Here is a 22,539-nt window from a genome sequence, read left to right on the forward strand (position 1 = left end):
GAGAATGTATATAACCAGGTGAAACAGTTAACAGTTAACAGTTAACAGTTAACAGTAAACAGTAAACAGTCAAGAATAAACAAAGAACAAACGGTTGCAGGTTGTGGAGTGAAAGCAGCCTGCAACTTATCAATTATAACTCATAACTCATAACTATCACATGAGCTTATTTCCCATCCCCTCAAAACCCATCGGACTGGCCAGTGACCATGCCGGCTACCCGGTGAAAGAATATATCATCAGCCTGTTCAGGGAACAGGGCATTCCTTATACCGACTTTGGTACCTATGGTACACAGAGTGTCGATTACCCCGACTTCGGCCATAGGCTGGGAGAGGCCATCGACAGCGGCGAGTGTGACAAGGGCATCGCCATCTGCGGGACGGGCAACGGTATCAACATGGCTTTGAACCATCATAAGCATGTAAGAAGCGCCCTTTGCTGGAATACGGAGATCGCAAGGCTGGTCAGGATGCATAACGATGCCAATGTGCTGACTCTGCCCGGCAGGTTTGTATCTCAGAAAGAGGCCTATGATATGATCGAAGTATTCTTCAATACCGACTTCGAAGGTGGAAGGCATCAGGGCAGGATTGATAAGATTAATGGCTGAATAAAGAAATGGGGCTGTCTCAAAAGTAATATTGCGTCAGCAAAGTATTACTTCCTATTGTCATATTGAACGGAGTGAAACATCTCGTTTCTTAGGATCGGGATTCTTCACTCCGTTCAACATGACAAAATGATATAAAAAAAATACTTTTTGGACAGCCTCATTCCTACAATCCTATTATCAGAAGTTGATTTTCCTCCTATTTATCAATTATATCGAAGAACACTGTAGTTTTTATTTGCATATTCAAAGCAATTCGGTAATCCTGCATATTCATAGATAATTGAGTTTAGAAGAAAGCGGATTTATAATATTTCCTTAAAAATAAGTTATACTGTAGGTAGACTCATCCCCGTCAGCTTGCGATAGAGATCGAGCGCGTATATATCGGTCATTCCTGAAATAAAATCCAGTATAGCCAGAATACGTCCATAGAGAGTAGGGGCATCCGTTTCGAACTGTTCCGACACACGGCTCAATACTAATTCTGAATACTTACCTTTGGGAGCATCATCAGTAGCAGCCGTAATGAACGTATCGAGCAGAAACCCGATGATACGGTGTCCGGCAAGTTCTATATCCACTACATCCTTAGCTTTATATATCTTTCTGTAACTAATTTCGTTAGCCTCTTTATTCGCTTTATTTGGCAAGGCAGATATATGATCGATCAAAGCCCCTTCGAATTTTCCTTCAAGGATTAAGTCTTCATTATTCAAAAACACAGTTGTACACTCATCAACCAGTAATCCTATCAGGCTTGAGCGTAAATAGGCGATCTGCTCGTTAGTATCGCTTACCCGCTGCATTGTATAGAGCATCTTTTTCTGTCTTTCTTCAGAAAAGAAGTCCATGAAAAGACTCTTTGTCTGTTCGGTAGAAAGCAGACCCAACTTGTGAGCATCCTCAATATCCATAGTCCTGTAGCAGATGTCATCGGCAGCTTCGACAAGATATACAAGCGGATGCCGCGCATACTTCAACGGAGATTCCTGCAAGCGGAGCATTCCCAATCCGTCGGCAATCTTCCTAAAATCTTCTTCCTCGGCCTGAAAAAAGCCGAATTTACCCTTTTTCCCGGCTGCCAGCGCAGAATAGGGATACTTGGCAATGGATGCCAATGTAGAATATGTCATTACAAACCCGCCGGGACGACGTCCTTTGAACTGATGTATCAGCATTCTAATTGAATTGGCATTCCCTTCAAAGTTGGTGAAATCCTCCCATCGTCCGTTTTCCTCGCGCACTTTCTGTTCGAGATGCCTGCCGTTCCCTTCTCTGAAATAGCTGGTAATAGCCCTTTCTCCGGAATGTCCGAACGGGGGGTTCCCCAAATCGTGCGCCAGACACGCAGCAGCCACGATGGAACTTATCTCTTCGAAATGAGCCGGAGAATCAGGATATTTTTTTCTCAGTTCCCTGCCTATTATTTCTCCTAACGAACGCCCCACACACGATACCTCGATACTATGTGTCAGGCGGTTGTGTACGAAAACGCTGCCCGGAAGGGGAAAAACCTGCGTCTTATTTTGTAAGCGGCGAAACGGTGACGAGAATATAAGCCTATCGTAATCACGCTGAAAATCAGTACGGTCATGATGCTTCTCATCATGATATTTTTCCATTCCAAAACGTTTTGCGGAAAGAAGTTGTTGCCAGTTCATAGAGTTTCCTTTTTTATCGTAGTCAAAGATAACGAATTTAGGCTGGATAACATATTCGGGTTATGTCAATTATGCATATTATCTGCCAGGCTGCTCTCCTGTTTTTTATTTATTAACCTTATATTGTTAAAATGTAAGGAAAACCGGAAGTTAGTTAAGAATGCGAATCAGTAGTTGGAACTATTAATTCACATTATCAAAAACCGAATCATTTATCTATATATTTAGCTGATAGCCTTTAGCTGTTAGCTGATAGCTCTTTGAAATGATGAACGAGCCCCCTCAATCCGCCAGAGAGGACTTACACAGAGAAAAAATAGTGGAAAATGTGTCAAGTTTGTCAAGTTTTGTACATAAGCTATTGGTTAGCAGCTATCAGCTAATAGCTAAAAAGGTGTTACTTTTGTTACTTTTTTGCTCCTTAGCGTCTTTGCAGAGTTTTTTAACCACGAAGTAAAAGAAGTAACAAGGAGTTTTTTTTGTTAACGGGATGCTTCGCTCAGCATAACAACGTACAGCACTGCTAACTGATGACTGCTAACTGTTCACTGATTTCTTGTTACCTTTGTTACCTTTTACCCCCCGCTGGCGCGGACTTCCAGTCCGTGTCTTGTTGACAGGGCAAAATGTTTGCTACGCAACACACAGACGCGACGTCTGCGCGAGCGAGGGGCACCCTATTTTGTTTCACGTAAAGACACAAAGGTGCAAAGTTTTTACATCTTACGAGTTGTTGACTGCTAACTGATGACTGATGACTGTTTACTGATACACCTGTTACCTTTTAACTATACATAGTTAATATATGTAAATAACATATTATATAAACAGTAAAAAATGTGTCAGATGTGTCAGATTTTAACACCGTATAGTTAATAAAAACAAAAAAAGGTTTCCCATTGATTAGAACTGATAATTTCCATGCATTTATCCTGTCCTTTAAGCCTCCGTATAGAAAAAGAAACTATCTTTAATAAGTCATTTGTATTTTATCCAAACTAAAAACCCAGGAATAATGAAATCACTAAAGACTCTCTTTTTCATAAGCTTACTGCTTATAATCTGCACATCCTGCAACAAATATGCATCTATAGAAGGATTGATTTATTACCCCAGCGACTACGTGCCTGCAATGAATGTCTGCCTGAAAAACATCGAAACAGGTAGTACAATAACCTTATTGACAGGCGAATCAGAAGAGGGAGAAACGGTAAAATACAAGTTTGACAATGTACTTCCCGGCAAATATATTGTATATGCTATACCGCAAGACGATATTGACGGTGAATCGGCAGGAGGTTATACATATGCTGTTCCCTGCGGGCTGGATATTACATGTACCGACCATAGTTTCATACAATTAGATATAAAAGGTGGCGCGGCACTTACAGGAATAGACATAGCCGACTGGTATGATGAAGATATCAGGTACAATGCCGAAAATTTAGGAAAATATAACAACAGGAACTTGTTTAATGTTGAGGTTTAACCAAGGCTTTCTGCCTGAAAAGTAGTACCTTTGCACCCGAATTTTAAGGTTCGGTATTCACAAATGAAGATTTTAAACAAGTCCTACACAGTTTCCCTGATTGTTGCTATCGCTTTCTTTATGCAAGGGCTTGACACCACGGCTGTGAATACGGCTGTGCCTGCCATGGCCAAGTCGTTTGGGACGGATGTTGTGCATCTGAGTGCCGGAGTAACATCTTACCTGATCGCATTGGCCATATTCATCCCTGTCAGCGGATGGATTGCCGACCGTTTCGGAACACGCAAGGTATTCTGCTTGTCTATTATTCTTTTTATACTGGCCTCTACCCTTTGCGGTACATCGCAAAATCTGACCCAGTTCGTTATCTTTCGCATATTTCAGGGAATGGCAGGTGCTATGATGACGCCCGTAGGCCGTTTGGCTGTACTGAAAACAACACCCAAGGAGAATCTGGTGACCGCTATGGCTTATATCACATGGCCTGCACTGGTTGCTCCTATACTTGGACCATTGGTGGGCGGTTACCTCACTACATACTGGCACTGGCACTGGATATTCTATCTGAATATACCGATCAGCATTGTCTGTGTCGTCCTTGCATGGCATCATATACCCGAAGAGAAAGACGACACTCCGGTAAAACGGCATTTCGACTTTGTGGGGTTCATTCTCAGCGGCCTTGCTCTTGCCGGATTTATGTATGGAGTGGAATTGCTCAGCCGTACCGAAGTACCATACTATGTTTCAGGGATAGTCGTTTTGTTCAGTATTGGTCTACTGGCTTTTAATATCCGGTATTCGCGGCATATATCCAACCCATTGATAGACTATTCGGTAATCAGGATACCAACATACAGGGTTACGATATTCACGGGATCAATATCACGCATGGTAATCGGAGTAGCACCTTACCTTGTTCCTCTGATGTTTCAGGAAGGTTTCGGCTTAAGCCCTTTCGAATCGGGAACACTGTTTCTTGCCACCATGGCCGGAAACCTTGTTATGAAACCTGCTACGATATGGATCATGCGCCATTATAATTTCCGCACAGTACTTATCAGCAACGGATTTATGGTTGCCGTATTTACATTCTTCACGGCACTCCTGCTACCGGCTACGCCAGTCGTATTAATCGTGGTGGTTATGTTCTTGTCGGGCATGTTCCGTTCCATGCAGTTCAGCGCCATTACCACACTTGCTTTCGCAGACATACCACAACCACGGATGACAGCCGCCAATACGCTATACAGTACCGTGCAGCAGATGTCGACCGGTATGGGTATAGCTATGGGCGCAGTATTCCTCCGGTTCTCAAATATGATAAACGGCAGTACCGACCATTATTCGGTTGCGGATTTCCGTCTGGCATTTATCTTTGTTGCCATATTAGGCATAGTCTCCCTATATGGATATACAAAACTGACCCCTGACGCGGGAGATGTGGTAAGAGTAAAGAAAAGGGACAGGAATCAGTAAACAGTCAGTTGTATCTGGTCTATTCGTAATTTACTTCACATAAGGTTTCGGATCAACTTTACCATCTATAATATCCTTTACAACCGATTGCAGTGTAGTATAAGCCAGATTGCCGTCATATACGACATTAAAGCCGTATTTATCCGTTCCTTTCTGCATCACAGGATCGAAACGGCCGGCCTTACCTTCCTCTTCGGCAGGAGTGAATTCCAGAGTGATAGTGGAATCGATACGGCCGTCTTTATCCGCCACATAGAATATATATTTGGTAATCGTACGGCATGGCGATACTTCGAAACGCTCATATGCGGAAACGTCTTTATTCCCTACTGCAAAATGGTCGATGCAAAACATGTCCGCAATGCTGGTATTCCAAAGTTCTCCCTGCCGGTATGCAGTATATAGTTTCGCCTTCGATACATCTGCGCGGCTGTAATAACCTAAAACGTTGTAACACTCGACCAGTTTTTCGATAGAATAATAATCATCGGGAAAATATTCGGTCAGTTCCCGGTATGCTTCAGATGCATTCTTGTAATTTTTATTGTCAAACTCAATCTTTCCGATATTATTCAACACGGTAACGTATAATTCTTTGTCTTTCTCTATTTTCGACTTAGCCACATAGAAAGTATCCAATGCCTGTTTTATATTGTCCTGATTAGCATACACAGCACCTATCATATAAAAGGCTTTCTCCGACGGATTGGGCAGGCTTACCGCCTTTCTGTAATTAGCCAAGGCTTTTGTATAATCATCTTGTGCAAAATAAATATCGCCAAGGCCGGTATAATATTCGGCCTGTTTCGGAGCCAGATTTATAGCCTTTTGTATATCGGCAATACCTTGTGTATGATTTCCATTTGCACTACTGATAGAGCCTTTTACGTAGAGTGCCCGTGCAGATCTTGCATCTTTTTGTATAGCCATATCAGCGTATCTGGAAGCATTCGCGAAATCATTCAGTCGTATATATGATTCTGCGACGTACGACAATTCCTCAGCCGATGATGTACGCGGTGTATTTCCATATTCTTCTATAATTTCGGTATAAAGTCCTTTCTCAAACATTTTCTTAATATCGTCTTTTGGTTTTACAACCTGATTTTCGTGCGAAGATAAAGTACTACCGGAAGGGCAAAAAGGAAGGATAAATACTAAAGTTAATAATATACAAGCTGTTTTTTTCATCGTTATTTATATATTAGTTACGAGTTTTTAGTTTACGAATATTTTACTGCTAACTGCTTACTGATCATTGTTAACTGGCTCTTAAAACCATTTTTGTTTCCTCATCCACAGATAAGTAAACAACGCAACTAAAGCCAAAATTATCCAGGAAAAGAAATAACCGTATTCCCACTCTATCTCGGGCATGAACTTAAAATTCATCCCCCATACGCCGACCATAAAGGTGAGAGGAATAAAGATTGTGGATACAACCGTCAGACGTTTTATTATTTCATTCATCTTCAGATTATTATTGTTATAATATAAATCCAGCAACGAGGTCAGGGATTCATGGAATGAAGCCAGATCGCCCAATGTCGTACGCATACGGTCGTCAAAGTCATTGAAGTAGACGATATTCTCTTCTTTTATCAACTTATTGGTATTATGCAGCAGATTGCTATATTCTTCCCTGAGTGCTATCACCGTACGCTTGATATGCATATAATTGACCCTACACCGGTGCATAAACTGGAGGATATCGACAGAATCTTTCCTCATTATCAGCTGGTCTTCAATATCGGCCAACTTATCTTCTACAGTCATCAGTGTGTTGATATTGGACAAGTTTACGGCATTCAGAAGGATATAAAGCAAAAAGTCTGTACTCTTCTGCCGTATCATACCATTATTTTCTTCAATATCTTGTTTTACCTCTTCGAAGATAGGGACAAGAGCCTCCTGAAAACTAATGATAAAATTTTCACCAAAAATAAATGCGATCTGCATATCATCTATATTGGAGGTATCGCTTTCGAGATAAAAGGACGACATCAGTATAAAGGTTACCTTATCATAAGCGACGATTTTTACAACCCTCTGGTCGGCCAGTAAATCTTTCACATCGAATCCATGGAGGTCAAATTCGCGGCAAATACGGTTTACTTCTGTCGCATCCGAAATACCCTGAACTCTGAACCAGTTCACTTTCGAGTTATCGACACTGCTTTTCAGAGAAGTTTGCAGGGGTATATTCTTTACTTCCATCCGCATAGTATCGTATTGCATCAGCTCTACCGACATAGGAATATCTTTATCTCCCAGGTATGCAGGTTTTGTTAACAGGTAGTTATTCCGGGGTAGTTTATTTTTGAGTCTTTTTGGTGTTCGTTTACTCATATTTATATATATGATATTACCAATTTTTAGCTGTATCAAAAGTAAGAATAAAATACTATATTTGTACTCTTTGAAGAAGTATTTAAGGTCGTAAGCATACTTATTGTATATACAAGTATAACAACGACTGAATGTTATAACTTCCAAATACACATAAATGCCTTTTTCATTTATGGAACTATAACTAACTATTAAAAGATTTAAACCTAATAAACTATACAATTAATGAGAGAGGTATTTAATATACTGATAAAAAAGAAGATACAATTCTTTTTCTTGTTCTACATCTTGCTTCTGGTGCCAATATTATGCCCTCTTGCTCAAAATTTCACCTTCATAGACAAAGTTGCTGTATTCGTGGTTTGCGGACTGCTATTTGCCGCTATATGGGTATTATCTCTCTTTTTAAGCTCCAAATCCGAAAAGATTATATATTCGGTAATGCTGGCTATATCGGTCATTCCGGGTTCTATCTTTCTAGCCTATCTGCTTTTTGCCCGGGTGATGCTGGAGCAAAACAGCGTAACCAGCCTGTTCGAAACAAATCCCGAAGAAAGCAAAGAATTCGTCGCTCATTATTTAAGTATATGGGTCATTGTTGGAGTATTGATTTATGCTGCCATCCCGATTATAATGATATGCACGATGAAATCGTTCAAAAAGTTAAAAATAGGAGATAATAAACTGCTTTTCTCTTTAAGCATTGTCATTATCTTATGCATTGTCGGAATCAACAGGGTTTCCCGTTCGGTCTACTTTGTCAACTTCTATAAAACATTTGTCAGCTACAAACTAAGGACCAGCTATGAAATAAAAACAATAAAAGAAAGGCAGAAAGAGGATTATATAGTAGAAACCATACGGCAGGATACAGTACCGCTTACAATTGTGGTTGTCATAGGCGAGTCACTGAACAAACATCATATGTCGTTATATGGCTATCCACGCGAGACTAATCCGTTGCTATCCCAACTTGGTGACAGTCTCATCGTATATCAGGACGTTGTTGCGCCACAAGTACACACTATCCCGGTCATGCGTTCCGTTCTGTCTATGTCGGAGCTGAAGCATCCGGAATACTTTACGGAAAAGCCATCTCTTTACGAGTTGTTTAACCGCGGCGGATACGATACCTATCTGGTAAGCAATCAGGAATTCAGCGAAGACTGTAAATCCAGCTACGATATTCTGCTAACTCTGGCGAAAAAGAAATACAATGTAGCTGTATATAAGCAACATGACGACATTGTTTTGCCTGTATTGGACAAAATATTCGAAGAAAGTGTTAACAACAAGAATAACAAGCTGATAATCATACATCTGATAGGAAACCATATGGCCTACGAATTCAGATATCCGAAAGAGTATATTGTTTATAATAACAGGAAGGATAATCTGGTTGCGGATGCTCCTTTCAGAGACGACAAAGCGAAAAAGACAATTGACAAGTTCGACAATTCCGTTCTATATAACGATTATATAATAAGCAGCATCATAAATACACTGAAAGGCTGCCAGAAAGAAGATGCCGTTATGGTATACTTCTCCGACCACGGAGAAGAACTATACGACTATCGCGAATTTGCCGGGCACGCATATGAGAAAGTATCACCCACAATGAGTGAAATACCTTTTATGATATGGATGTCACCTTCGTACAGAAAGAAACATACCGATCTTGTCTTCGACAATAAACGCCCTTATTCTACCGAAGACTTTATATATTCCCTTTCAGATCTGGCCGGCTTAAACTATAAGGACTATAACGATTCCAAAAGTTTATTCTCCAAAGAATTTAAAGCCAAAGAACGCTTTGTCGGTGAAAAGAGATATGAAGAGATAAAGGAGAAATTTAAAGAGTATAAAGAATAAAAAATGAGTTACGAGTCCGAGACTCATAACTCATCATTTATAACTTTTAATCTAAAGACTTATCTGTCTTGTTTCAGCCTGTCGGCCATTGCTTTCCCTAACGAAATACAGGCATCATATGTATCGTGGCGCATAGCCTGACGCATTTCCACCGGTTCGCCAATTACTTCAAACTTAGTATCCAAAGCAAATTGTGCAAGACGCTTTACTGCAGCCCCGGCCCATGTGAATGAACCGAAATATCCGAAATAACGGTGCTTCATATCACGTCCTTCTATTTTCGACAACAGGTATTCCACTTCAGGAAACAGCTTGTTGTTATATGTAGGTGAACCTACAATCAGCCCCTTATACTTAAAGATATCACGGATAATATAAGAATGTGAACGTTTGGATACATTGTGCAGGATAATTTCCTTTATCCCTTGCTGAGCCAGTTCATAAGCGACTGTTTCAGCCATTTGTTCGGTGTTTCCGTACATACTACCATAAGCTATCACGACTCCTTCATCTCCATCGTAGCGGCTGAGCTTATCATAAATAGAGATTACTTTTTTGATCTGCTCATCGATAGTCCATACAGGCCCGTGAGTAGAACAAATCATTTTTATATCCAGTGATCCCAGTTTTTCCAATGCTTTTTGTACCGGAGAACCAAACTTACCTACCACATTGGAATAATAACGTATCATTTCGTCATAGTAGCGCTCAGGGTGCAATTGTGTATCGGTGATACCGCCATCCAGCGTACCAAATGTCCCGAATGCATCTCCTGAGAAGATAATCTTGTCGGTAGTATCGTATGTCATCATTGTTTCCGGCCAATGCACCATCGGGGTGAGATTAAACACCAGGTTATGTTTACCCAAAGACAGCTGGTCCCCATCGTCAATCACCATCACGCCGTCAGTTATACCGTAAAAGCCCTGCACCATGTCGGCCGTACGCTTATTACCTACAACCTTTACATTGGGATATCTGTTTCTCAGCAAACCGAGAGAGCCGGAGTGGTCCGGTTCCATATGATTGATAATCACATAGTCGAGTGGCTTTCCGTTCAAAGCTATTTCCAGTTTATGAAAGAAAATATCGGAATAGCAAATATCAACAGTATCGAACAATGCTGTTTTTTCATCCGAAATAAGGTAAGAGTTGTAAGATACTCCTTTAGGCAGTGGCCACAGATTTTCAAAAAGATGCTTTGTCCGGTCATTTACACCGATATAGAATAAGTCATCTTTTATTGGAATTGGTTTTAACATACTATCTTGATTAAGTAGTGTAGTGTATTATAATTAAACTATTTTTCTAGTAAATATCTGTTGTTTCGGAACATCAAAAAATTCCGGGGTCCCTGCATACTATTTCTTCTTTACATTACTGTTTTTGTGTATAGCGTCTACCTCCTGTTCTTTCTTTGTCAGAGCATTATACAATAGCCATATCCCCCAGATTACAAACGGAATACTGAGCAACTGCCCCATATTAATACCGAATGTATTTATCATTTCTATCTCGAATGGTTCCTGTACATTTTTAATAAATTCTATGCAAAACCTTGAAAAGAAAATACCAATAAGCGATATTCCCAGAATTAGTCCGGTCTTGTTCCGGGCACTGGTCTTATAATACAGATACAAGCCTAAACCAAATAAAAATAAATAGAAAAGAGCTTCGTATATTTGTGTAGGATGACAAGGCAACTCACCCGACCCTCCCATATTGAGAGGCTGATGCCATTTAGTATCCCTGATAAAATTGAACCCCCATGGCAAAGTCGTAGGGCCTCCGTATATTTCAGAATTCATCAGATTACCCAGACGTATCGATGTCGCCCCTATAGCTACCCCAACCACAAGACGGTCCAGCGTTTTCACGGTCATTTCTCTTGTTGTATACACCATAGAAACACAAATTCCGATAAGGAAGCCCATAAAAGCGGACTCACCAAAACCAAGGGATGGAGAAGAACTGACAGTCAGTCCATAAATATATTGGCATAGACCACCTAAAACCAGACCGATGAGAGCAAATATACCCAGATGTTTCCAGTTCATCTTTTGTCCGGTTATCTTGAGTGAATACAGGCATACACCAATAGTCATACCTATCGCCCCGCCATGACTTGCCAGTCCGCCTTCCCACACCATCAATATCTTAAGGGGATTGGACAGGTAATACACTGGGTCATAGAACAGGCAATGTCCCAGACGCGCACCTATAACAAGGCCTGTAAGCACATACAAGAACAGTGAATCGAACCATTTCTCGGGAAGTTTTTCCGCCTTATACATCCTCTGCACAACTATCGTAGTGCAAAGAACCCCCGCTGCCCATAAAATGCCATACCAACGAATTTCCCTTCCAAAGAGAGAAAAAGCTTCAGGGTTTACATCCCACGTTATAAATGAAAGCATGTCCAGCATAAAAATTATATTAGGATTCTATATAAATACAAGAGAATATACTTAATGATACATTATTTCAATTCAGCGACCTGTTATATACGAACTTAGCAAAGCAACAATCAGTTCCGCAACTTCAAGCCGCTTTGTTTTTCGGATTACAAAGATATAAAAATACTATTCATTTAAAACCTGTTTAAATAATAAGTTGCACTAAACACCTTCATTCTGCTATATTAAAAAACTGAAACTTAATATCTTTTGTTATAAATAAAAATACGCATCTAATATAAAATAATTCTAAATAAGTACAATTATATAACGCACATTTTCCTATTTGTTTTTATGTTAATAAACATTATGCGCAATTTGGAATATTTATTAACATTTTTGCTATCTTTAAAATCAGAAATAGGTTCTGGATAAAGTATCCTGACTTATTCAATTATGTATAAACAGTATAACTGTTAAGAAACTATGGACTATAATAAGACAAATACTTATCTCAAATTTGACAAGTCCCGGATGGTCAACCTTGAATACTCTCTGCGCAGGGAAATACTCAGGACAAACCGTCGTGGAGCTTATCATTGTACTACCCTGGTAGAATGCAACACACGCAAACAACACGGATTACTCGTTATGCCTGTGCCCAAACTGGACAATTCGAATCATGTACTGCTCTCCTCTTTTGATGAAACAGTTATACAACATGGAGCTGACTTCAATCTGGGAATACATAAATACGATGGAGACAACTACAGTCCGATGGGACACAAATATATCCGTGAATTTAGTTGCGACTCATTGCCGCGCACTATATACAGGGTCGGAGGAGTAATTCTGTCGAAAGAGAAAATGTTTTCGCTCGAAGACAATACTATTTTTATCCGGTACACACTCCTGGATGCACATTCTCCGACAACCATCCGCTTCAAACCGTTCCTTGCATTCCGCGAAATCAATACGCTGACCATAGAAAATACGGTGGCTGAGCATGGTTACAAAGAAGTAGAAAACGGAATCAGTATGTGTATGTATAGCGGTTATCCCGAATTGTACATGCAATTTAACAAAGAAGTAAACTTTGTTTTCGATCCCAACTGGTATAAAGGTATAGAATACGACAGGGACAAGGAGGAAGGCCTGCCGTATAAAGAAGATTTATACGTTCCGGGCTATTTCGAGCTACCTATAACAAAAGGTGAATCCATCATTTTTTCAGCGAGTGACGTCCATGCCGATACCAGCAAATTATCAGCATTATTCGAAGAGGGTGTAAAAAAGCGTACTCCACGTTCTTCTTTCTACAATTGCCTCAAGAATTCCGGCCACCAGTTCTATTTCCGTCCGTCTAAAGACGAATTATATCTGCTGAATGGCTATCCTTGGGGTAATGTTACTGCACGAGAGCAGTTTATGGCTCTACCTGGTCTTACTCTAGGCCTAGGCAAGCCCGACGCCTTCGAAGAAGTAATGGATACTGCCATACCTACCATAGAGGCTTTTATGCAAGGGAAACCCCTAACAGGTTTTCTCAAAGGTATAGATAATGCAGATGTACTGCTTTGGGTGCTTTGGGGATTGAAACGGTTTTCTGATACGGAAAAAGAGCGTTTTTATACCAAATACGCATCTTTAGTCAGTAAAATCGTAGCTTTTATACAAGAAGGAAAACATCCTAATCTCACCCCGTTGACAAACGGATTACTGAGCGTAGACAATCGCGTAGGATTCCCCAGCTGGATGAACAATGCTGCTGGTGCAGGCAACTATGCCCTACCCCGCACCGGATGCCTGGTAGAAATCAATGCTTTCTGGTATAATGCTTTAATGTTTAATCAAGATATTGCCCGTCATCTGGAAGACGCCAAACTGGAAAAGAGAATGGGCTTATTAGCCGAAATAGCGAAAACTTCATTTGTGGAAGTCTTTTATAACGATGGCGGCTATCTGTACGACTATGTAGTAGGTAATTACGTAGACTGGAGTGTAAGGCCGAATATGCTTCTGGCTATATCACAGGACTATCCTCTTCTGGATAAACGGCAAAGCAAGTCCGTCATAGACATTATTACCAAAGAGTTACTCACAGCCAAAGGAATACGCTCCCTTAGCCCTAAAAGCATCGGATTCCGCCCACGCTGTGAAGGCTCTATCACCGATAAAATTCATAGCGCATATAACGGAGCCTCTTGGCCGTGGTTGCTAGGCCCGTATATGGAAGCATACCTGAAAATATTTCAACGGAGTGGCTATTCATTCCTCGACCGCCTGCTCATAGGAATAGAGGACGAGATGTCGAACGACTGTATCGCCTCACTCTCGGCTCTCTACGATGGTAGTATTCCGTATTTCGGACATGGACCTATATCGTATTCCATCAGCGTGGCAGGAGTTATCAGGGCACTAAACCTACAAAAAGCGTTTGCAGATGAATATTAAGAAAAGTATTAACCGTATAAAAAATATTAATGAGAGACGGAAAATTGACACTTGCTATTTTCTCTGTTTCATTAATGCTTAATTTTGAAACGATATGAAAGCATTAATGTTTGGATGGGAGTTTCCTCCTCATATATTAGGAGGGCTCGGAACTGCGAGCTATGGCCTGACTAAAGGCATGGCTATGCAGCCTGATATGGATATTACATTCGTAATACCTAAACCAAGGGGAGATGAAGACCAGAGTTTTCTGAAAATCATCGGGGCATGCAATACCCCTGTTGTATGGAGAGATGTTTATTGGGATTATGTAAGCGAAAGGCTTTCAAAATATATGGACCCTCAGGAATATTATAATATGCGGGATCATATTTATGCTGATTTTAGTTACATGCATACCAATGATCTGGGTTGTATCGAATTCTCGGGACGTTATCCTGACAATCTCCTCGAAGAGATAAATAACTATTCGATAATGGCCGGAGTAATAGCCCGGACCCACGATTACGACATTATCCATTCACACGACTGGTTAACATACCCTGCAGGCATACATGCCAAAAATATATTGGGCAAGCCTCTTGTAATACATGTACACGCTACCGACTTCGACCGTAGTCGGGGGAATGTAAATCCACAGGTATATCAGATGGAGAAAAACGGCATGGACCATGCCGACCATATCATTTGTGTAAGTAATCTTACCCGTCAGACGGTAATCGAGAAATACTATCAGGACCCGGCCAAAGTAACTACAGTACACAATGCCGTAGAACCATTGAGCCCTGAAATACTTGCAATCAATACAGAGAAAGGAATAAAGGACAAAGTGGTCACTTTCCTCGGGCGCATAACCATGCAGAAAGGCCCGGAGTACTTTGTGGAAGCAGCAGCCCGTGTACTGGAAAGAGCCAAGCATATACAGTTTGTTATGGCAGGCAGTGGCGACATGATGGAACGCATGCTGTATCTGGCTGCTGAAAAGGGTATATCGGACCGGTTCCATTTTACAGGATTTCTAAAAGGAAAACAAGTATATGAAATGCTGAAGCGCAGCGATGTATATGTAATGCCATCGGTATCCGAGCCTTTCGGCATTTCTCCACTGGAAGCCATGCAGTGTAGCATTCCTACCATAATATCCAAGCAATCGGGATGTGCTGAAATTCTGGATAAAGCTGTAAAAGTAGACTACTGGGATGTAGACGCCATGGCTGATGCCATATATTCTATTTGTACATACGACGCTATGGCCGATTTCCTCAGCAAAGAGGGGAAGGCCGAAGTAGATAATATCAAATGGGAATATGCGGGACAGAAAGTAAGGGATATATATAATAACTTGTGTAAATAAAACAACTATATAAATTATGAAAAATATTTGTTTCTACTTCCAGATACATCAGCCGCACCGCTTGAAAAGGTACAGGTTTTTCAATATCGGAGGCGACCACTATTATTATGATGACTTCGCAAATGAAGATTTCATTCAACGGGTCGCTGAAGTTTCCTTTGTTCCGGCCAACAGATTGATGTTGGAAATGATAAAGGAATATAACGGTAAGTTTAAGGCTGCATTCTCGATTTCGGGAGTGGCACTAGACCAAATGGAAATATATGCGCCGGAAGTAATCGACGGATTCAAAGAACTGGCCGATACAGGATGTGTCGAATTCTTATCCGAAACACAAGGACATTCACTGGCTTCCCTTATCGACCCCGAAGGCTTTAAAAAGCAGGTAAAAGAACACGATGATAAAATTGAAAGCCTGTTCGGCCAACGTCCAAGAATATTCCGCAATACGGAACTGATTTACTCGGACGATATCGCTGAACTTGTTTATGATATGGGATTCGCAGGTATGATTACTCCCGGAGCAAAAAGGACATTGGGTTGGAAAAGTCCTAATTATGTATATAAATCGGCAGTACAACCGAAACTGAAACTGTTGATGCGCAATCCACGATTCAGCGACGATATCGCAACCCGCTTCTCTAACTACAGTTGGAGCGAATACCCGCTTACAGCCGATAAATTTATCAACTGGATAGCCGCCACCCCTAAGGAAGAACAGGTGATTAACCTGTTTATGAATTACGAGGCACTGGGTAACTTCCAGAAGAAAAGCTCGGGAATATTCGATTTCATGAGAGCATTGCCTCGATTCGCAGCAGAAAAGAATATCGGATTTGCCACCCCTTCAGAAGTTCTGAATATGCTGAAACCGGTAGACAGCATCTCATCTATGCACCCGATATCATGGGTGGGTGAAGAAAGGGATATATCAGCATGGTTGGGTAATACATTGCAACAGGAAGCTTTTCACAAGCTATACGAAGTAGCTGAACGTGTGGGCATGAGCCAATCCAGAAGGCTTCTACAAGACTGGAATTACTTGCAATCGAGCGATCACTTCTATTATATGGGAACAAAACATGATTTGCCGTTCAGCCCTTATAGCTCTCCATACGAAGCATTTAACACCTATATGAATGTACTGAGTGACTTCAAGGAAAGGGTCGATGCTGAATTCCCTAGTTCGATCGAAAACGAAGAATTGAACGCCCTGCTGACAACTATCCACAATCAGGCAGATGAAATAGACCGCTTGGAAGATAAAATAAAGAAACTGGAAGCAAAGACAAAAGTTTCCGCACCCAAGGCTACAGATGAGCATGCTATAACCCCTGCAACTATAAAAGAGAAGAAGTCTGCACCTGCAAAAAAAGAATCGAAAGCAAAAGATGTTGCAACAGTCAAAGCAGAAGATAAAGTAGAGCCGGTAACTAAGGTGAAGACTGAACCTGATAAAGCTATACCTATGGCTAAAAAAGCAACGGCAAAACCAGCAATAAAGGCAAAAACGGAATCTAAGCCAAAAGCTACAGAAAAAAAACCTGCTCCTGCGACTAAAGTGAAAACGAAAAATAAATAAATAATATTTTATACCCTTGCAACTTTTGGGAATCAGAATGCATCTTTATAAATAGGAACGTATTAGTAGTAATAATAACAAACTATTTCAGCCTATGAAAACAAAGATGCATTCTGTTTATTCAATGGTACGCTTTTCGGTACTATCTCTAGCCGACGAATTTTCAGGCTCAACCATCAACTCGGAAGAAAAAGGTTGGATGAAAAGGGTTGTTTCAGGATTAAAGCCTGAAGAACATATAGTAAAGAATATCAATGTGATAATAACAAAGATCCCAAAGATAGACGCTTTATAAACAAATAAACCGAGAAATGTAGTATAGGCAACTTACCCCCCTCTTATACCACGAATAGCCTTATCATTTACATTTCCTGCACTGCCAGATAATTGTAATCACTTACCACTTTACGAAGAAACACCCTGTCGGGACCATTATAAGTATATCCGGTAATGGACTTTATGCGTTCGGCCAACCGTTGGTTGAAGTAATCGCTGTCGCGCATGCGCTGATCTTCTATTATAGAGCTGATAGTCTGAATATCCTTATCCGATAATCTATCCAGAACATCTATATAAGTCACTTTATAATCTTCATGGAAATCAAGATCCGTAATAGATAATTCTCTGTTACGGCTATTCAATTTGAGATCTATAACCGTAGTTCCGGCCAGGAGATCGCCCAATCGTTGCGATTTTTTGGTCACAGCCACCATGATTACCGCCAGAAAACCTTCTGTCATGGAAAAGTCTATTAAACGAAAAAGCCATCTTATGAGGAACGAACTCGAAGTAGGAGCTGTACCGTCAACATTGACAACCCTTATTTTCATGACCATTTTACCGGGGCTCTGCCCGTTATTTAAAGTTTCGAAAAGTAAATGATAGAAGATTACAGGAAAAAAAATGATAATAACGAGAAAGATTGCAAAGATATCCCCGCTGAAAGCCTGATTTATTCCAAAAGACGCCACCGTCCCCAAAATCCAAAACCAGCCGATAACCCACACAATAATAGCAATAAGATCGAGTAGATATGCAAGTATACGCTGTCCTACGCCTGCAGTTTCGTAATCTATAGTTACATTTTGTGTTGTTTGAACTTCAATAATCATCTCGAGAAATAAAATAAAGCGTCAAGCTCTTTTGGTACCTGTATCTATTTTGTGTTCTATTTATAACAGCCAGAAATCACAACTCTGGATATTCTATATTACTTATAATTGGCAAATTTAATTTTTTTGTATGATTATTACCACATTTCTTTCTTTCTTTTTAGGCAAAGGATTATATTTGTGATAATAATTCAATATACGAACTACAAACGAATGAGAGAAGCGGCCTTTATTAAGGAAAATAGGAATAAGTGGCAGCAGATAGACAGTCAGACCAAAGATAAAGATATTCCGGCTGAAACACTCGCTGACAACTTCATAGAACTTACAGACGATCTCTCGTATGCACGTACATTTTACCCCAAATCCCAAACCGTAAGATATCTTAATCAGCTCGCCGGCAGGTATTTCATTAATATATACCAATACCGTAAAAAAGAGAACGGCCGTTTTCTTCGTTTCTGGAAAACCGAATTGCCGCTTATCATGTACCGGTATAGAAGAAATATGCTCCATGCATTCCTGTTCATGTTTGCAGGCGTACTGTTAGGTATATTTTCCCTGCAACAGGAGTCTAACTTTGCAGGCGTAGTACTCGGGCAGGAATACGTGAACATGACTCTTGAAAACATAGAAAACGGTGATCCGATGGCGGTATATAAAGATGATGCTAAAGGGTGGATGTTTTTTGGCATAGGAACCAATAACATCAGGGTAGCATTCTATGCTTTCATTTTCGGCATACTCTGCTCGGTTGGAACAGTTTATATACTCTTTTCTAATGGAGTAATGCTGGGTGTATTCCAATATTTTTTCTACCAATACGGGTTACTCGGTGAATCGGCGTCCATCATATGGCTGCATGGCACGCTGGAAATATCGGCTATTATCATCGCCGGAGGTGCAGGTATGGTTTTGGGAAACAGTATTCTGTTCCCCGGAACTTACAAACGGATAGATGCCGTGCAGAAAGCCGTAAAAGATGCTGTAAAAATAGTTGTAGGTTTAGTTCCTGTCTTTGTAGTAGCGGCCTTTATAGAAAGTTATATTACCCGCCTGACAGATATGCCTGTATATCTTAAACTGACAATAATAGGCCTGTCGGCTTTATTTATTATATGGTATTTTATTTATTATCCTTACCTCGTAAACAAAAAAGTGAATGGAGACACGTGAAAAAATCAGATTGAACGGAAACCGCGATTTTAGCGGCAATTTCGATATGGCGATAAAATTTATCAAACAGAATTTTGCTCCTGTTGCGCGGGGTGTTTCTTATCTGATACCTCTATTGCTGATAGCTGCATTCTTTATGCCGAACCTGTTTAAACTATACTATCAGATAGGCTCGGGGCATAATAATCCGGATACAATCTTCGATGATTTCTCATATCTAAGTATTATTGGAGGGATAGCAGCTTATTTATTACTGATACTTACCTTGTTTTTAATGGCATTATTTACCATCTCATACATGGCATTATATGTAAAGTCGAAAGATGGTATAGTAGATAATTCGGAGGTATGGAAAAAAGTACCTAAAATCGCATTACCTGCCCTTGGCGGAGGGATTCTCTTCGGATTGGCAGTTATGATAGGTAGTCTTTTGTGTTATATACCGGGCATTGTTGCAGCTGTCTATCTGGGCTTTTATTTATATGCTTATGTTAATGAGGACCTGGGTGTCATCGACAGCTTCCAATATAGTATAAAACTTGTTCAGAATAATTTCTGGGTGACTTTAGGTTATGCAATAACCTTTTCTTTCATAATAGGGATGGTCAGTATGGTATTTATCGTTCCGTTCTATGTGGGGCTGATAGCGAGTATGCTTCAGGTCGAGTTTTTCACCAGTGAAATATTCTTTATTTTGTCCACTATGATTCTTTTTGTTGGATATATTTTTACCTATACAGCCATGTATATGGCTATGGGTGTGATGTATTACAGCCATCGCAACAAGATAGAAGGCAACGACCTGGAATCTGAGATAGACAGTATAGGAAACCAGAACGATACTCCTCCAAGCATCCCATATTAATCCGGTTTCTGTGTTGAATAATAAGATAGATATAACATTTATAAAGAGTATATTATTTATATTCTTCATATGTTTATTCTCATATCTTCCGGCACAGACAGACTCTGTACAAGCCATTACAACACCCACTGTACCGGAGACTGTAGACTTCAGAATCCCCGATGAAGCGAAAATAAAAGAATACCAGAACGATAATCGCTTCCAGTACAAAAGAGTAGAAAAAGCCCCATCATGGTGGGATAAAGTTAAAAATTGGTTCTTCAATCTCTTTGCTGATATATTCTCTGCTGTAACAAGATCAGGCTTTCCGGGAGTTATAGTCCTGATAGCGCTTATTGTTATTATATGTCTGATTGTACTGAAATTTGCCGGGGTAGACCTCAGGACTGTGTTCGGCAAAAAAAAGATGGATACACCCGAAATCGATATTTATACCGAGAATGTACACAACATGGATTTTGATTCACTGATAGCGAATGCGTTGAAAAATAAAGATTACCGCCTTGTTATACGCTTCCTTTATCTAAAAAACCTGAAACTTTTAACGGATAAGGAATTTATAGAGTGGAAGCCAAATAAGACCAACTACAGTTACCAGTACGAGATAGAAAATCAGACCGTACGTTCCAAATTTATGGAAACGACGCATATTTTTGATTATATATGGTATGGTGAATTCATGCCCGATGAAACTAACTTCCCTGTTATATATAACCGGATGGAGTCTTTCTCTAAAATGATAGCCAATGAAAGATAAGAAGATGATAGCACTCATAGTGGTGATAGTCCTCTTATTGTTCGGACTCTCATTCGCAAGATCTAAGGCGCCAAAACCTGTGGACTGGTCACCTACTTTTATTAATTCTAAAACCGGACCTTACGGAACCTATATTACATACCAGTTACTGAGTGATATCTTCGATAAAAAGAATATACGCATCACCCGTATGCCTGTCTATAATAACCTGAAGAAAAATGTGGGAGAATATCTTACTTATGATGATTCATACTCATACGAAGACAAGGATTATTACGATACATATGAGGAATCTACAGTCACTGATTATCCGGATTATGAAACCGACTCGGCAACAGGTTATATAGAAAAACAAATAGAAATCAGCAGTATCCCTGCGGAAGAATATGATCCCACTTCATGGTATGCCGATCTGGATAATATATCAGATACTACCTCATATATATTTATAAACACAAGTTTTACGCTCGATAAGCTTGATATGGAGTATATGCTGGACTTTGTAGGATTGGGTAATAATGTCTTTATTTCTGCCGAAACGATAGACAGAAAGCTTTTGGATACATTAAATATAAAGACGGATACAAAATTTTTCCAGACAGATACAGTTTATAACCTTACTGACCACCCTGCAAGAAAATACAGTTTCGGTAGTATTCAGGGACAAGTAAAATTTAATACGGATAGTTGTAAACTCTCTGTCAGATCTTTGGCCTTTAACAATAAGAAAGATACCGTATTTATCGATGTTAAGTATGGCAAAGGCCATATTTACCTGCATTCCGTACCATCAGCTTTTGCAAATGTGAACATGCTTCAAACCGGGAAATACGATTTCGGATTCCGGTGTTTATCATACCTGCCCAAAAACAGCAAGATAATTTGGGACGAATATCAGAAGCAGGGTCCATTGGGCGAAGGAAGCGATTTTAAGGTAATGTTGAATAATCCGCCCTTACGTGTAGCATTATATGCTATCCTCATCGGGTTTCTGCTGTTCATGCTATTCCGTTCGAAGCGTATCCAACGGGCTATTCCAATCATCAAGCCTCCGGTGAATTCATCATTAGAATTTTTGGGAACGATAAGTAACCTTTATTACCGTAAGAACGATTTCATGACCATATTAATAAAACGGCATGCATATTTCCTCGATTACATCAGGAAGCATTATTATATGTCCACCGAAAACATCGACAATGAATTTGTAAATGTATTGAGTGCGAAATCGGGAATGGATAAAGACCGGCTCAGTGAACTGTTCCATATCTATAAAGACTTATCCACATTGGCCTTTATAGAAACCCAACCATTCCTGAGATACAATAACTTGTTGGAAGAGTTTTACAGAACCGTAAAGAACAAATAAACAGAGAT

The 22,539-nt window shown here is 40.1% G+C and carries 18 protein-coding genes; 12 read left to right on the forward strand and 6 right to left on the reverse strand.

Translation table 11 applies throughout. The annotated features are described in order from the left end of the window. The first annotated feature begins 160 nt into the window (after positions 1 to 160). Positions 161 to 613, forward strand: a complete 453-nt coding sequence (locus tag B3317_RS17450) for an RpiB/LacA/LacB family sugar-phosphate isomerase (RefSeq protein WP_291114202.1) — start codon at positions 161 to 163, stop codon at positions 611 to 613. A 329-nt stretch (positions 614 to 942) separates the two neighbouring features. On the opposite strand, the gene B3317_RS17455 is transcribed toward B3317_RS17450, so the two are convergent. After that, positions 943 to 2,277, reverse strand: a complete 1,335-nt coding sequence (locus B3317_RS17455; protein ID WP_291114205.1) for a deoxyguanosinetriphosphate triphosphohydrolase — start codon at positions 2,275 to 2,277, stop codon at positions 943 to 945. A 1,015-nt stretch (positions 2,278 to 3,292) separates the two neighbouring features. Here B3317_RS17455 and B3317_RS17460 point away from each other — a divergent pair. Together B3317_RS17460 and B3317_RS17465 are read left to right on the forward strand one after the other, a co-directional pair. Further along, complete coding sequence (locus tag B3317_RS17460) at positions 3,293 to 3,766, forward strand: hypothetical protein (protein WP_291114208.1); 474 nt, start codon at positions 3,293 to 3,295, stop codon at positions 3,764 to 3,766. 63 nt (positions 3,767 to 3,829) lie between these two features. Continuing rightward, positions 3,830 to 5,245: a DHA2 family efflux MFS transporter permease subunit gene (locus B3317_RS17465; protein ID WP_291114211.1), complete on the forward strand. Its 1,416-nt coding sequence runs from the start codon at positions 3,830 to 3,832 to the stop codon at positions 5,243 to 5,245. A 30-nt stretch (positions 5,246 to 5,275) separates the two neighbouring features. Here the strand turns inward: B3317_RS17465 and B3317_RS17470 are convergent, their stop codons facing one another. Both B3317_RS17470 and B3317_RS17475 read right to left on the reverse strand, forming a co-directional pair. After that, complete coding sequence (locus B3317_RS17470; protein WP_291114214.1) at positions 5,276 to 6,436, reverse strand: tetratricopeptide repeat protein; 1,161 nt, start codon at positions 6,434 to 6,436, stop codon at positions 5,276 to 5,278. An 81-nt stretch (positions 6,437 to 6,517) separates the two neighbouring features. Then, positions 6,518 to 7,594 (reverse strand): magnesium and cobalt transport protein CorA, encoded by a 1,077-nt coding sequence (locus B3317_RS17475; RefSeq protein ID WP_291114217.1) that lies wholly within the window; start codon positions 7,592 to 7,594, stop codon positions 6,518 to 6,520. A gap of 225 nt (positions 7,595 to 7,819) precedes the next feature. Between B3317_RS17475 and B3317_RS17480 the strand changes: the two genes are divergently transcribed. Next, positions 7,820 to 9,466, forward strand: a complete 1,647-nt coding sequence (locus B3317_RS17480; protein WP_291114220.1) for a sulfatase-like hydrolase/transferase — start codon at positions 7,820 to 7,822, stop codon at positions 9,464 to 9,466. Between the two features lie 59 nt (positions 9,467 to 9,525). Here the strand turns inward: B3317_RS17480 and B3317_RS17485 are convergent, their stop codons facing one another. Then, the gene (locus tag B3317_RS17485) at positions 9,526 to 10,728 is read right to left on the reverse strand and encodes an FprA family A-type flavoprotein (RefSeq protein WP_291114223.1); all 1,203 of its coding nucleotides are present in this window, start codon (positions 10,726 to 10,728) and stop codon (positions 9,526 to 9,528) included. 99 nt (positions 10,729 to 10,827) lie between these two features. Then, positions 10,828 to 11,892, reverse strand: a complete 1,065-nt coding sequence (gene lgt / locus B3317_RS17490) for a prolipoprotein diacylglyceryl transferase (RefSeq protein ID WP_414647522.1) — start codon at positions 11,890 to 11,892, stop codon at positions 10,828 to 10,830. 456 nt (positions 11,893 to 12,348) lie between these two features. Here lgt and B3317_RS17495 point away from each other — a divergent pair, with 456 nt between their 5' ends. The 4 genes from B3317_RS17495 (at position 12,349) to B3317_RS17510 (ending at position 17,547) form a co-directional block, all read left to right on the forward strand. Further along, on the forward strand, positions 12,349 to 14,316 hold the full coding sequence (locus tag B3317_RS17495) for a glycogen debranching enzyme N-terminal domain-containing protein (RefSeq protein WP_291114229.1): 1,968 nt from the start codon (positions 12,349 to 12,351) through the stop codon (positions 14,314 to 14,316). Between the two features lie 94 nt (positions 14,317 to 14,410). Next, positions 14,411 to 15,670 (forward strand): glycosyltransferase family 4 protein, encoded by a 1,260-nt coding sequence (locus B3317_RS17500; protein WP_291114232.1) that lies wholly within the window; start codon positions 14,411 to 14,413, stop codon positions 15,668 to 15,670. A 16-nt stretch (positions 15,671 to 15,686) separates the two neighbouring features. Next, positions 15,687 to 17,252: a polysaccharide deacetylase family protein gene (locus B3317_RS17505; RefSeq protein ID WP_291114236.1), complete on the forward strand. Its 1,566-nt coding sequence runs from the start codon at positions 15,687 to 15,689 to the stop codon at positions 17,250 to 17,252. 94 nt (positions 17,253 to 17,346) lie between these two features. Continuing rightward, positions 17,347 to 17,547: a hypothetical protein gene (locus B3317_RS17510; protein ID WP_291114240.1), complete on the forward strand. Its 201-nt coding sequence runs from the start codon at positions 17,347 to 17,349 to the stop codon at positions 17,545 to 17,547. A gap of 67 nt (positions 17,548 to 17,614) precedes the next feature. Here B3317_RS17510 and B3317_RS17515 read toward each other — a convergent pair whose 3' ends face one another. After that, positions 17,615 to 18,364 carry an RDD family protein gene (locus B3317_RS17515; RefSeq protein WP_291114243.1) on the reverse strand — a complete coding sequence of 250 codons (750 nt, stop codon included), beginning with the start codon at positions 18,362 to 18,364 and terminating at the stop codon, positions 17,615 to 17,617. 213 nt (positions 18,365 to 18,577) lie between these two features. Here B3317_RS17515 and B3317_RS17520 point away from each other — a divergent pair, with 213 nt between their 5' ends. Genes B3317_RS17520 through B3317_RS17535 form a run of 4 tightly spaced genes read left to right on the forward strand, consistent with a single transcriptional unit; the run spans position 18,578 to position 22,531 of the window. Further along, entirely contained in the window at positions 18,578 to 19,540 is a 963-nt protein-coding gene (locus tag B3317_RS17520; RefSeq protein ID WP_291114246.1) for a stage II sporulation protein M, read from the forward strand. Beyond that, positions 19,527 to 20,405, forward strand: coding sequence for a hypothetical protein (locus tag B3317_RS17525; protein ID WP_291114248.1), 879 nt, complete (start codon positions 19,527 to 19,529; stop codon positions 20,403 to 20,405). Before B3317_RS17520 ends, B3317_RS17525 begins: the two co-directional genes overlap by 14 nt. Positions 20,406 to 20,415: 10 nt before the next feature. Next, entirely contained in the window at positions 20,416 to 21,162 is a 747-nt protein-coding gene (locus B3317_RS17530; protein WP_291114250.1) for a hypothetical protein, read from the forward strand. After that, on the forward strand, positions 21,152 to 22,531 hold the full coding sequence (locus B3317_RS17535; protein WP_291114253.1) for a DUF4350 domain-containing protein: 1,380 nt from the start codon (positions 21,152 to 21,154) through the stop codon (positions 22,529 to 22,531). The genes B3317_RS17530 and B3317_RS17535 overlap by 11 nt, the downstream gene beginning before the upstream one ends. Positions 22,532 to 22,539 lie beyond the last annotated feature (8 nt).

The sequence above is a fragment of the Dysgonomonas sp. UBA7710 genome, assembly GCF_002482385.1.
Taxonomy (GTDB): Bacteria; Bacteroidota; Bacteroidia; order Bacteroidales; family Dysgonomonadaceae; genus Dysgonomonas.

Coding starts and splice junctions, on each gene's coding strand:
- B3317_RS17450 (WP_291114202.1), top strand. CDS start 161: ATGAGCTTATTTCCCATCCCCTCAAAACCCATCGGACTGGCCAGTGAC.
- B3317_RS17455 (WP_291114205.1), bottom strand. CDS start 2,277: ATGAACTGGCAACAACTTCTTTCCGCAAAACGTTTTGGAATGGAAAAA.
- B3317_RS17460 (WP_291114208.1), top strand. CDS start 3,293: ATGAAATCACTAAAGACTCTCTTTTTCATAAGCTTACTGCTTATAATC.
- B3317_RS17465 (WP_291114211.1), top strand. CDS start 3,830: ATGAAGATTTTAAACAAGTCCTACACAGTTTCCCTGATTGTTGCTATC.
- B3317_RS17470 (WP_291114214.1), bottom strand. CDS start 6,436: ATGAAAAAAACAGCTTGTATATTATTAACTTTAGTATTTATCCTTCCT.
- B3317_RS17475 (WP_291114217.1), bottom strand. CDS start 7,594: ATGAGTAAACGAACACCAAAAAGACTCAAAAATAAACTACCCCGGAAT.
- B3317_RS17480 (WP_291114220.1), top strand. CDS start 7,820: ATGAGAGAGGTATTTAATATACTGATAAAAAAGAAGATACAATTCTTT.
- B3317_RS17485 (WP_291114223.1), bottom strand. CDS start 10,728: ATGTTAAAACCAATTCCAATAAAAGATGACTTATTCTATATCGGTGTA.
- lgt (WP_414647522.1), bottom strand. CDS start 11,892: ATGCTGGACATGCTTTCATTTATAACGTGGGATGTAAACCCTGAAGCT.
- B3317_RS17495 (WP_291114229.1), top strand. CDS start 12,349: ATGGACTATAATAAGACAAATACTTATCTCAAATTTGACAAGTCCCGG.
- B3317_RS17500 (WP_291114232.1), top strand. CDS start 14,411: ATGAAAGCATTAATGTTTGGATGGGAGTTTCCTCCTCATATATTAGGA.
- B3317_RS17505 (WP_291114236.1), top strand. CDS start 15,687: ATGAAAAATATTTGTTTCTACTTCCAGATACATCAGCCGCACCGCTTG.
- B3317_RS17510 (WP_291114240.1), top strand. CDS start 17,347: ATGAAAACAAAGATGCATTCTGTTTATTCAATGGTACGCTTTTCGGTA.
- B3317_RS17515 (WP_291114243.1), bottom strand. CDS start 18,364: ATGATTATTGAAGTTCAAACAACACAAAATGTAACTATAGATTACGAA.
- B3317_RS17520 (WP_291114246.1), top strand. CDS start 18,578: ATGAGAGAAGCGGCCTTTATTAAGGAAAATAGGAATAAGTGGCAGCAG.
- B3317_RS17525 (WP_291114248.1), top strand. CDS start 19,527: ATGGAGACACGTGAAAAAATCAGATTGAACGGAAACCGCGATTTTAGC.
- B3317_RS17535 (WP_291114253.1), top strand. CDS start 21,152: ATGAAAGATAAGAAGATGATAGCACTCATAGTGGTGATAGTCCTCTTA.